Here is a 12568-nt window from a genome sequence, read left to right as displayed (position 1 = left end):
ACAATGAAAAATAGCATTACAATACTCGCATTATTTATTTCGATGGTTTTTTATGGTCAAAACCATACTGTTGTTGGTAAATGGAAAACTATTGATGATCAGAGTGGGAAAGCCAAATCGATCGTTGAAATCTATGAGCGTTCCGGAAAAATTTATGGGAAAATCATCGACATTTTAGATGCTGAAAAGAAAAAGAACTTATGCGTAAATTGTCCCGGAGACGAAAAAAACAAACCAGTTCTAGGTCTTGTCATTATTAAAGGACTTACAAAAGATGGCAATGAATACAATTCAGGAAAAATTCTTGACCCAACATCAGGAAAATTATACAAATGCTTTTTGGCTCTCGAAGGAAATGACAAGTTAAAAGTACGCGGATATATCGGTGTAGCATTATTTGGAAGAACACAAACCTGGAATAGAGTAAAATAATTATAAATTGTGAGTTATGAGTTCAAAGTAAAGAATCAGCATAACTCAAAACTCATAATAAAATAAAAATGCATTTCGTCGAAGTAATTTTACCCCTTTCTTTAGCTAAAACCTTTACCTATAGCGTCTCTGAAGCGGAGTTCCATTATATAAAAATTGGAATGCGGTTGGCTGTTCCTTTTGGGAAAAGTAAAATTTACACGGCATTAGTTATTGAAATTCATCAAAACAAACCCACTTTATACGAAGCCAAGGAAATTCATCAAATTCTGGATGAAAAACCCATTGTGACTGAAATCCAAATTGCACACTGGCAATGGATTGCATCCTATTATATGTGCGCTATTGGTGATGTGTATCGTGGTGCCATGCCAAGTGCACTTTTGCTGGAAAGCGAAACCATAATTTCTCAAAAAACAGATTTAGTTGTTGATGCAAGTCTGCTTTCAGATGATGAATTTTTGGTTTATGAAGCCTTGCAACAGCAAAGTTCCTTGAAAGTCCAGGATATAATGGCTATTTTAAATAAGAAGAATATCTTTCCTGTTATTCAAAAATTGATAGACAAAAACATATTAGTGCTTCAGGAAGAAATACAGGAAACCTACAAACCTAAGTTAGTGCGTTATGTTCGTTTGCATCCTAAATATGAATCAAACGAGGGATTGAGCGAATTACTCGAAACACTAAAAAGTGCTAATAAGCAAAAAGAAATCGTATTGAATTATTTTCAATTGAGCGCTGTAGAGAAAAAACCTATTATCGTAAAAAAACTGGTTGAAGCGGCTAATTCTTCTTCTGCAGTTGTAAAGGCTTTAATTGAAAAAGAAATATTCGAAGATTATTTTCTTCAGGAAGACCGAGTGAATTTCACTGGAAAAATACGTGAGGATCAATTGCAGTTGAGTTTGGCTCAGCAAAAAGCTTTTGAGGAAATCAAAGAAAGTTTTACTCAAAAAGAAGTGTGTTTGTTGCATGGTGTCACTTCGAGCGGAAAAACAGAAATCTATATCAAACTCATTGAAGAGTATTTGGAAACTGGAAAACAAATCTTGTATTTATTGCCGGAAATTGCTTTGACTACTCAATTAGTGGGGAGATTAAGGACTTATTTTGGAAATAAAGTAGCTGTTTTTCATTCGAAATATAATAATAATGAACGCATCGAAGTTTGGAATCAAGTTTTGGTGAATTCAGAAAAAGCGCAAGTGGTAATAGGGGCGAGGTCATCTTTGTTTTTACCATTTTATAATCTAGGATTCATAATTGTAGATGAAGAACACGAACAAACTTTTAAGCAAGTAGATCCTGCACCGCGTTATCATGCTCGCGATGCGGCTATAGTTTTGGCTTATTCGCATAAAGCAAAAGTACTTTTGGGTTCGGCTACGCCAAGTATTGAAACGTATTTCAATGCCAAATCGGATAAATTTGGTTTAGTCGAAATTTCGGAACGATTTGGGAATGTCATGATGCCGAATATTGAATTGGTGGACTTGAAAGATAAATACTTTCGCAAAAAAATGACGGGACATTTTAGCGATGTTTTAATTGAAGAAATCAATATTGCTTTGTCATTGGGTGAACAAGTCATTTTATTTCAAAACAGACGTGGATATTCTCCGGTAATAGAATGTATGGCTTGCGGCCACGTACCACAATGTCAGCAGTGTGATGTGAGTTTGACCTATCATAAACATAAAAATCAGTTGCGCTGTCATTATTGTGGATATACAATGGCAAAACCTACACATTGTCATTCCTGTTCCAGTGTTGATTTGACTACAAAAGGTTTTGGAACCGAACAAATTGAACAAGAGTTAGTGTCTATTTTTCCAAATTCTAAAATTGGAAGAATGGATCAGGATACGACTCGAGGGAAATTTGGATTCGAAAAAATTATCGATAGCTTTAAGAATAGAGAAATGGATATTTTAGTAGGAACTCAAATGCTGGCCAAGGGTTTGGATTTTGATAATGTGAGTTTAGTGGGAATTATGAATGCGGATAATATGTTGTATCATCCTGATTTTAGGGCTTTCGAAAGAAGTTTTCAAATGATGACTCAAGTTGCAGGAAGGGCAGGACGTTCAGAAAAACAAGGAAAAGTTGTTATCCAGACGTATAATCCGAATCATAATACAATACAGCAAGTTACTAATAATGATTATTTAGGTATGTATAAAGAGCAGCTGTATGACCGCCAGATATATAAATACCCGCCGTATTTCAGAATTATAAAGCTTACTTTGAAACAACGTGATTTTGATAAATTAAAAGAAGGTTCGATGTGGTTGTATCAAGTGATGAGCCAGAATCTTAATATGCCGGTGTTGGGACCTGAAGAGCCTGCAATCAGCAGAATTAGAAACGAATACATTCGTACGATTATAATAAAGATTCCTCAGAATGCATCAATTGTAAGCACAAAAAAAACTATCCAGAAAATGTTGAATAGTTTTGAAGCTGTTGCTCAATACAGAGCTATAAAAGTTACGTCAAACGTCGATTTTTACTAAAATTCAGTTGCCTATGAAAAGGCAAGTGCTTTTACTAAATCTTCTTTTTTATGTCGGCTTAAAGGAATTTTTGTAACTCCAATTTCGGCAAATTTACTGTTGAAACGTTCTACTTTATCAATGTTGATAATATAGGACTTGTGTACGCGTACAAATTTTTCTTTTGATAAGTCATTTTCAAAAGATTTCATGGTTGAGAGTACCAGATTGCTGTCTTCTTCAGTAACTACTCTTACGTAATCACCAAAAGCTTCAATCCATTTTATTTTAGAAGTAAATATTTTCAATTTTTTCAAATTGCTTTTAATGAAAATATGTTCTCCTTCTTCTTCTTTGTTTTCTTTTTTAAGTAGATGTAAATCAATAGCTCTTTTTACCGAAGCGTTGAATCTGTCGATTGCAATTGGTTTTTGAAGGTAGTCCGTAGCATCATAATCAAACGCTTTCATAGCATACTCAGCTTTTGAGGTTATGAAAATAATTTGAGGTTTTACTTTTAAACCATCCAAAAAGTCAAAGCCGCTAATTACCGGCATTTCGATGTCCAAAAAGATAAGGTCTACATTGTGTATAGACATACAGCTTCTGGCTTCGATTGCATTAGAAAAATCACCGATTAAGTGTAAATTTTGATGATTATTAACTAACTTTGCGATAATCATTCTTTGAATAGAACTATCATCTACTACAACACAGTTTAGTTTCATAATTTTAGTATTTTAGATTTGGCTGAGTAAATATATTACTTTTTTATTTAAAAAAAACTAATTGGGCGGTTTTTTTTACCTTACGTCGAATAAAATGAAATAAGACTTGTTTAATCAGATTAATTGATTACTTTTGCACCCAAAATAACAAATAAATATATATTTATGAATCATTATGAAACTGTTTTCATTTTAAATCCCGTTTTATCTGAAGTTCAGGTAAAGGAAACAGTAAGCAAATTTGAAGATTTTCTTACTAGTAGAGGAGCAGAAATGGTATCTAAAGAAGACTGGGGTCTTAAAAAGATGGCTTACGAAATCCAAAACAAGAAAAGTGGTTTTTACCATTTGTTCGAATTTAAAGTATCAGGAGAAGTTCTTATCGCTTTTGAAACTGAATTTAGACGTGACGAAAGAGTTATGCGTTTCTTAACTGTAAGTCTTGACAAACATGCTATCTCTTGGGCTGAAAGAAGAAGAGCAAAACTTAAATCTCAAAAAGCTTAATTATCATGGCAACATTACAACAATCTGCTTCAGGAAAAAAAGACGGGGATATCAGATATCTTACGCCTTTGAACATAGAAACTAACAAAACTAAAAAGTATTGTCGTTTCAAAAAATCAGGTATCAAATATATTGACTATAAAGATGCTGATTTTTTATTGAAATTCGTTAATGAGCAAGGGAAAATTCTTCCTCGTCGTTTAACTGGAACTTCATTGAAATACCAAAGAAAAGTGTCAGTAGCTGTAAAAAGAGCGCGTCACTTAGCTTTAATGCCATATGTGGCTGATTTACTAAAATAATAATTAAAACTCAGTTGTTGGTTTTCTGAAACATGAAACCTAACTTCTATAACAAAGGACAACAACATGGAACTTATATTAAGACAAGACGTTCAAAATTTAGGATTTAAAGATGATATTGTAACGGTAAAAAATGGTTACGGTCGTAATTTTTTGATTCCTCAAGGTCATGCACATTTAGCAACTTCTTCTGCAAAGAAAGTACTAGCTGAAAACCTAAAACAAAGAGCGCACAAAGAAGCTAAAGTTGTAGCAGATGCAAAAGCATTAGCTGAAGCTTTGAAAGCTATCGAAATTAAAATCTTTGCAAAAGCAGGTGGTGAAAAATTATTCGGTTCGATCACGAATATTGATATCGCTGAATCTTTAGCTAAAGGTGGACAACAAATCGAAAGAAAATTCATTACTAGCGGAATCGTTAAACGTACTGGTAAATATACTGCTAGTGTTCGTTTACACAGAGATGTTATCGTTGAATTAGACTACGAAATCGTTGCTGAAAAATAACATTTGGTTAACATTTTGTTAATAAAATATAAAAATCACTCTTAGGAGTGATTTTTTTTTGTCTAATTTTGACCCACAAATAACACATATTCAAACAAATGAAAAAAATTATTACATTATTACTAATCTTTAGTAGTTTTTACTCAGTCATTGGGCAAACGACTACTTCTAGTATTAAAGGGATTGTTAAAAGTTCTAATAATGAGACGCTTCCCGGAGCAACAGTACTGGCAGTTCATACTCCAACAGGATCTAAGTATTCAGCTTTATCAAATGAAGATGGAAGGTTTAGTATCTTGAATATGAGAATTGGTGGTCCTTATAAAATTACAGTAACTTTTGTAGGCTATCAAAGTGAAGAATTCAATGATGTTTACCTTGATTTAGGTAAAGTATTCAGTTTAGATGTTCTTTTAAAAGATGAAAGTCAGAAATTAGAAGAAGTAAAAGTTGTTGGGACCAAAAATAAAGTTTTTCAAAGTGGAAGAACTGGTGCAGAAACAACAATTGGACGTAGAGAATTATCTGCATTACCTTCTATTTCAAGATCAGCAGATGACTTCACCCGTTTAGAACCAACTGCAAGTGGAGGTTCTTTTGGAGGAAGAAACGATCAGTACAATAATTATTCATTAAATGGTGCAATATTCAATAATCCTTTCGGATTAGATGCTGCAACTCCTGGTGGACAAACTGGTTCTCAGCCAATTTCATTGGATGCAATCGAACAAATTCAAGTGGCGACTGCTCCTTATGATGTTACTTTATCTGGTTTTACAGGAGCTTCTGTGAATGCAGTTACTAAATCCGGTTCAAATGAGTTTCATGGTACAGCTTATGCTTTCTATAGAAATCAAGACATGACGGGTAATAAAATAAAAGGAGAAAAGATATTTGTGCCTTCATTAGAGCAAACACAAGCAGGTTTTAGTGTTGGTGGACCAATTATTAAAAATAAATTATTCTTCTTTACCAATTTTGAAATTGACGAAAGAAGTGATTTAGGGTCAAACTTTGTGGCTAATAACGGTGATGCTGTTACAGGTGTTAACGAATCAAGAGTTTTAGAGACAGATTTGATCAATGTTTCAAATGCGTTGTCTTCATTAGGATATAATACAGGTGCTTACCAAGGTTTTTCTCATAATTCAAATTCAAGAAAAGGAATTGTAAAATTAGATTGGAATATTGATGATAATAATAAATTAGCCGTTATTTATAATTTTTTGGATGCTTCCAAAGACAAACCGGCTCACCCGTCAGCTTTAGGATTTAGAGGTCCGAATGCTTCTACTTTGCAATTCCAAAATTCAGGATATCAAATCAATAATAAATTGAGTTCTTTCTTGTTAGAGTTGAACTCTAAGATTAATGAAAAAGTATCTAATAAATTACAGGCTGGTTACACGCATTTTGATGACTTTAGAAATCCATTTTCTTCACCGGCTCCAGTAATTAATATTCAAGACGGAGCAGGATCAAATTATATTATTGCAGGGCATGAGCCATTTTCTATCAATAATACATTAGATCAAAAAGTTTTTCAAATTACAGATAACTTAAATTATACTGTAGGGAATCACTCTTTTACTTTTGGTGCATCATTTGAAAAATTTCAATTTCAGAATTCATTTAACTTAGCTGGTTATGATAATTTTGGTAATCCTAATGGTTATGCAGGAACTTTTTATACACCGTATTCAAATGTAGCAGTATTTTTAGCTGATGCAGCTAAGCCTTTTGCAACAAGTATAATTGCTCAGAATTTACTTTATGCACAAAATCAATTTGAAGCTAAAAACTCTTTTGGAGTAGGAGAAGATAATGGATGGAAATTATCAGAATTAAACGTAGGTCAAGTTGCATTCTACATGCAGGATGACTGGAGTGTTAACGATAATTTCAAACTGTCTTTTGGTTTAAGAGCAGATAAACCATTGTATTTTAATACAGCTGATTTGATTCAAAAGTATATTGATACAGATAATGGTGCTACGAGAAATAATGCGACTCAGTATTATGACCCGGAAACAGGAAATCAAGTTCCTTTGATATCAACAAAATTACCAAGTGATAAATTACTTTGGTCTCCAAGACTTGGATTTAACTGGGACGTTAATGGAAATAAAACTACACAAATTCGTGGAGGAACCGGAATTTTCACAGGAAGAATTCCTTTTGTTTGGTTAGGAAATCAAGTGAGTGGTGCTGATGATAGTTTTTTCCAAATTATGGATCCAGATTATAAATGGCCGCAAGTATGGAGAACAAGTTTAGGTGTTGACCATAAATTTGAAAATAACTACATTGTTACTGTTGACATGTCTTATAACAAAGATATCAATGGAGTTCACGTGCAAAACTGGGGTTTAAGAACGCCTTCAGGAACTCTTGCAGGTGTTGATAACAGGTTAATTTATGACAATGCTTCTGATAAGCAAAGTAACAGTGCTTATGTAATGACAAATTCTGATAAAGGAAGTGCATTTAACTCTTCTATCAAAGTACAAAAGAATTTTGATAACGGATTGTTCGCAAGTTTAGCGTATAACTATTTGAAATCTCAAGATGTGAATTCAATTGAAGCAGAAATTACAGGTGATGCTTTCGCTTTTAACCCAGCCTTAGGAAACGTAAATAATGCCGTTTTATCTGATTCTAAATATGGAGATACACACCGTTTTATTGGTGTAGCTTCAAAAAAATGGAAATATGGTAATGACAAATGGGCAACTACTGTATCTACTTTCTTTGAATATGCTCAAGGAGGTCGTTTTAACTACATTTATGGTGGAGACATCAATAATGACGGGTCAGGAACAAACGATTTGATTTATATTCCAACAACTGCTGAAATCAGTGCTATGGCTTTTTCTGGAGCAGGACAAGGAGCGGCTTTTGATGCATTTATCAGTCAAGATGATTATTTGAATGAAAGAAGAGGTCAGTATGCAGAGCGTTACGGAGCTTTATCTCCATGGAGAGGGAAATGGGATCTTAAAGTAATGCAAGATTATAATTTTAAAGTTTCTTCTGCTTCTACTAAAACAAACACAATTCAATTTAGTATCGATGTATTGAATTTAGGAAATTTGATTAATTCTGATTGGGGATTGGTTCAAGTACCAACAAGTGTTCAACCAATTGGTGTATCTGTAGATCAAACTACAAAAATACCAACATACACTTTTAACGGAACTCAAACTAAAACGTTCAACTATGATGCAAGTTTATTGTCAAGATGGCAAGCACAGTTTGGAGTTAGATATATTTTCTAAAAAAAGATAAAAATAGATTAAATTTGCCCTCTCATTTGAGAGGGCTTTTTTTTGATTTAAAAATTTCAAAAGAGAGTTAAGACAAAAGTTAAATATTAAAATACAATAATGAAATACTCAAGATTAACAAAAGAACAATTTGAAGAATTGAATCAGGAATTCAGTACTTTTTTAGCAACTCAAGCAATTGATAAAGCAGAGTGGGATAAAATAAAAGCTGAAAAACCAGAAGTTGCCGAACAAGAATTAGATGTTTTTTCTGATTTAATTTGGGAAGGAGTTCTTTCGAAAGCAACGTATTTAGAACATTTTTCTAAAAATCATATTTTCCTTTTTCATTGTTTTGATACCCATGTTCAATCTATAGTTTTGAAATCATTGGTTCCTGAAGTGGATTTTTTAACTAAAGATGGATTACAATGGCTTAGCGATAATATGTTTACGGATACTATTGAAATGAAAGTAGGAAAAAAAGAGTTTACGGATGAGCGTAATGCTTCCATTTTTGAATTGATACAACAAGGTTCGTTTTTGAGCGACGGCCTTTTATACCAGCAAATAAATACTATTATAGCATCGTAATTGTATTGCTATTTATTTTTAATTGGTTATTTTAGTACACTTTTTCAAAACTAAAATAGCCAATTTTTATTTTCTATGGATATTCAAAATACGATTCAAAAATTAAGGGAGGAATTAAATCAACACAACTATAATTATTATGTGTTAGATACGCCCACAATTTCCGATTTTGAATTTGATGTTAAATTAAAACAACTTCAGGATTTAGAAAATAAATACCCGGAATACTTTGACGAAAATTCGCCTTCTCAACGAGTAGGAGGTGCGATTACAAAAAATTTCCAAACCGTTCCGCATGAACACCGCATGTATTCTCTTGATAATTCCTATTCTAAGGAAGAATTGATGGATTGGGAAAAACGTGTTCAAAAAGTTTTAGGAGATGTTCCATTAGATTATACTTGTGAACTAAAATACGATGGTGCATCTATTAGTATTACTTATGAAAACGGAAAGTTAAAACGTGCTGTTACGCGTGGAGATGGTTTTCAAGGAGACGATGTGACTAATAATATCAAAACTATAAAATCCATTCCGTTAAAATTAAAAGGGAATTTCCCTGCTACTTTTGATGTTCGTGGGGAGATCATTTTACCTTTTGCCGGTTTCGAAAAAATGAATCAGGATTTAATCGAAATTGGAGAATTACCGTATTCAAATCCCAGAAATACTGCTTCGGGAAGTTTAAAATTACAGGATAGTGCTGAAGTTGCAAAACGGCCTTTGGATTGTTTGTTGTATTTTTTAATTGGAAATAATCTTCCTTTCAAATCTCAGTTTGAAGGATTGGAAACGGCCAGAAATTGGGGTTTCAAAGTGCCAAAAGAGGCAAAATTAGCCAATAATTTAACCGAGGTTTTCGAGTTTATAGATTATTGGGACATTCATAGACATGACCTTCCGTATGAAACGGATGGTGTTGTGGTAAAAGTAAATTCATTCCACTATCAGGATGAATTGGGCTTTACAGCCAAATCTCCGCGTTGGGCAATTGCTTATAAATTCAAATCAGAACAAGTTTCAACACAATTAAATTCAATTTCGTATCAAGTAGGACGAACGGGTTCCATTACTCCTGTGGCCAACTTAGAGCCGGTACAATTAGCAGGAACCATTGTGAAACGAGCTTCTTTACATAACGCTGATCAAATTGAGAAATTGGATATTCGTGTAGGAGATACTGTTTTTGTAGAAAAAGGAGGGGAGATAATACCTAAGATTATTGCTGTTGATTTGAGTAAGCGTCCAGAAAATACAGAACCAACAAAATACATCACGCATTGCCCGGAATGTAATACGGCATTAGTGAGAACCGAAGGCGAAGCAAATCATTATTGTCCTAATTTTTATGGTTGTCCACCGCAGATTATAGGAAGGATTCAGCATTATATTTCTCGAAAAGCAATGGATATTGAAGGTTTAGGAGGCGAAACTGTTGCTTTGCTTTTCAATAATGGATTGGTTCATAATTATGCCGATTTATATGAACTGACTGTGGATCAAATTCTTCCTTTGGAACGAATGGCTCAAAAATCTGCTGAAAATTTGGTGAAAGGTGTTGAGAATTCAAAAAATATTCCTTTTGAGCGCGTTTTGTTCGCTATTGGAATTCGATTTGTCGGTGAAACGGTTGCCAAAAAACTAGCCAAACATTATAAAAACATTGATGCATTGCGTCAGGCTACATTGATGGATTTGATTTTGGTGGACGAAATTGGTGAACGAATTGCACAAAGTGTAATTGACTTTTTCGAAAATCAAGAAAATAGAATTATAATTGAAAGACTAAAAAGTTTTGGTGTTCAATTTGAAATTGTTGAACATATAAATCCTAACGCCACAAATAAACTTTCTGGGAAAACATTTGTTGTTTCAGGAGTTTTTGAGAAATTTTCAAGAGATGATTTAAAAAAGGCAATCGAAGATAATGGAGGAAAAGTAGGAAGCTCTATTTCGGCAAAAACGGATTATGTTGTTGCAGGAGATAATATGGGACCTGCAAAATTGGATAAAGCAACTAAGTTGAACATACCAATAATCTCCGAAGATGATTTTATGAATCTAATTAATAACGCTAATGCAGCTACTGACTAAAAAGTATAATTTTTTACAGGAAAATGCAATCCTTGGTTTGCTCTTTTCTTTTTCAATTATTGAAGTTCTAGCAGAATTATTTTCATTCAAAGTAATTCTGTTTGCATTTAGACCTTTGGTAGCCATACTGCTAATCTATCTTTATTGGGTTACTTCTGAGGAAAGAAATGTGCTTTTTTATATGACCGTATTTTTTTTACTCCTTACCAGTATTTTCATTCTTTTTGAATCAATACTTTTTTTGATTTTGGGCTTAATAGGTATTTTTACGCATCGAATTTTACTTATATTTTATATTATAAAGTTGAATAAGATTAAGGATTTTGTACCAATACTAATAGCAATTATTCCTTTTGTTTTTATTTTTTCCTATTTGCTTTCTATTTCGGATGAAATTCCAAAAGGCAGTTATTATCCTTTGGTAGCTCAAAATATTTTAGTGTCGATTCTTGCCGGTGTTATTTTGTCGAATTATTTCATGAACGACAGTAATAATTCGCCCTGGCTGGCTATTTTTGGATTATTATCTACAGCGCTCTATTTTACAGTTTTTATTGAAAAATGCTTTTTGTCTAATCTGCCACCCACATATTTCAGGCCACTGGCAATGATTTTGTATGTCACAAGTTATTATTCCTTTTACAGATTTGTGATTGATGCAGAAACGATAAATGCAAAAAAAGAATCGATTACTGTTACACAATAATTGATTTTCCTTCAAATGCTTTAGCTTTATCGTTATCCAGATAAAAATCAATTCTTCCCAGATTTATACCGTAACAACCCACTTGATTTACAAGAACCTCTTTACCTGCAAGGTTTTTTACAACAGTAGGTTTTTCCAGAAAAGTGTGTGTATGTCCGCCAATAATCAAATCGATGTCTTGCGTTAGTTCCGCTAATTTTAAATCACATATTTTATTAGGTTCGTCTCTGTATTTATAGCCTAAATGTGACAAGCAAATCACTAAATCACACTTTTGTTCTTTCTTTAAAATCCGAACCATATCTTGAGCCGTTTCAACTGGATTGTTGTAAACGGTTTCTTTGTACATTCCTTTATCAACTAATCCTTCAAGCTCTATTCCAAGTCCAAAAACACCCACTTTTATGCCATTTTTGTTGAATATTTTATACGGTTTTACAAAACCATCCATCACGGTGTTTTTAAAATCGTAGTTGGCAGATAGGAACTCAAATTTAGCATGTGGCATTTGCGCATGTAAACCTTCAACACCGTTATCAAAATCGTGATTTCCTATCGTAGAAGCATCATATTGCATCATGCTCATTAACTTGAATTCTAACTCTCCACCATAATAATTAAAATAGGGCGTTCCTTGAAAAATATCGCCTGCATCCAGTAATAATACATTTGGATTCTCTTTTCGAATCGTTTCAATCAAGGCTGCTCTTCGTGCCACGCCACCCATATTTGCATTTCTGGGATGATCCGCAGGAAATGGATCAATGTAACTGTGCACATCATTCGTATGTAAAATAGTAAGATGTCTTTTTTGTGAAGATTCAAAGCTGCTTAATGATAAACCTAAACTTAGTAAAGCTGAACTCGCAGCTGTTTTTTCTATAAATTCTCTTCTTTTCATTTTATTTTTATTTTTAATCCAATTGCCATTGCG

The 12568-nt window shown here is 33.2% G+C and carries 11 protein-coding genes; 9 read left to right on the top strand and 2 right to left on the bottom strand.

Going from position 1 to position 12568, the window contains the following annotated elements; all coding sequences use genetic code 11:
- Positions 1–3: 3 nt before the first annotated feature.
- Positions 4–432 (top strand): DUF2147 domain-containing protein, encoded by a 429-nt coding sequence (locus C8C87_RS08990; RefSeq protein WP_099716308.1) that lies wholly within the window; start codon positions 4–6, stop codon positions 430–432.
- A 68-nt stretch (positions 433–500) separates the two neighbouring features.
- Positions 501–2951, top strand: a complete 2451-nt coding sequence (gene priA / locus C8C87_RS08985) for a primosomal protein N' (RefSeq protein WP_121342363.1) — start codon at positions 501–503, stop codon at positions 2949–2951.
- An 11-nt stretch (positions 2952–2962) separates the two neighbouring features.
- Here the strand turns inward: priA and C8C87_RS08980 are convergent, their stop codons facing one another.
- Positions 2963–3658, bottom strand: coding sequence for a LytTR family DNA-binding domain-containing protein (locus C8C87_RS08980; RefSeq protein ID WP_099715088.1), 696 nt, complete (start codon positions 3656–3658; stop codon positions 2963–2965).
- A 165-nt stretch (positions 3659–3823) separates the two neighbouring features.
- On the opposite strand from C8C87_RS08980, the gene rpsF reads away from it, so the two are divergent.
- The 7 genes from rpsF (at position 3824) to C8C87_RS08945 (ending at position 11634) form a co-directional block, all read left to right on the top strand.
- A complete protein-coding gene (gene rpsF / locus C8C87_RS08975) occupies positions 3824–4165 on the top strand; it encodes a 30S ribosomal protein S6 (RefSeq protein WP_077370382.1) in 342 nt (113 codons plus the stop codon).
- Positions 4166–4170: 5 nt separating this feature from the next.
- Entirely contained in the window at positions 4171–4467 is a 297-nt protein-coding gene (gene rpsR / locus C8C87_RS08970; protein WP_007138295.1) for a 30S ribosomal protein S18, read from the top strand.
- Between the two features lie 66 nt (positions 4468–4533).
- Entirely contained in the window at positions 4534–4974 is a 441-nt protein-coding gene (rplI, locus tag C8C87_RS08965; RefSeq protein ID WP_099715089.1) for a 50S ribosomal protein L9, read from the top strand.
- A gap of 98 nt (positions 4975–5072) precedes the next feature.
- A complete protein-coding gene (locus C8C87_RS08960; RefSeq protein ID WP_121342362.1) occupies positions 5073–8252 on the top strand; it encodes a carboxypeptidase regulatory-like domain-containing protein in 3180 nt (1059 codons plus the stop codon).
- Between the two features lie 108 nt (positions 8253–8360).
- Positions 8361–8834: a DUF6495 family protein gene (locus C8C87_RS08955; protein WP_099715091.1), complete on the top strand. Its 474-nt coding sequence runs from the start codon at positions 8361–8363 to the stop codon at positions 8832–8834.
- 75 nt (positions 8835–8909) lie between these two features.
- Positions 8910–10928: an NAD-dependent DNA ligase LigA gene (gene ligA, locus C8C87_RS08950; protein ID WP_121342361.1), complete on the top strand. Its 2019-nt coding sequence runs from the start codon at positions 8910–8912 to the stop codon at positions 10926–10928.
- Complete coding sequence (locus C8C87_RS08945; RefSeq protein WP_121342360.1) at positions 10912–11634, top strand: hypothetical protein; 723 nt, start codon at positions 10912–10914, stop codon at positions 11632–11634. The genes ligA and C8C87_RS08945 overlap by 17 nt, the downstream gene beginning before the upstream one ends.
- On the opposite strand, the gene C8C87_RS08940 is transcribed toward C8C87_RS08945, so the two are convergent.
- Positions 11624–12535: a bifunctional UDP-sugar hydrolase/5'-nucleotidase gene (locus C8C87_RS08940; RefSeq protein WP_099715094.1), complete on the bottom strand. Its 912-nt coding sequence runs from the start codon at positions 12533–12535 to the stop codon at positions 11624–11626. The two genes, C8C87_RS08945 and C8C87_RS08940, sit on opposite strands and share 11 nt — an antisense overlap.
- Positions 12536–12568: the final 33 nt, after the last annotated feature.

The organism is Flavobacterium sp. 120 (genome assembly GCF_003633605.1).
In the GTDB taxonomy this organism is placed as follows: domain Bacteria; phylum Bacteroidota; class Bacteroidia; order Flavobacteriales; family Flavobacteriaceae; genus Flavobacterium; species Flavobacterium algoritolerans.
This window is presented reverse-complemented; position numbering and strand designations above follow the sequence as displayed.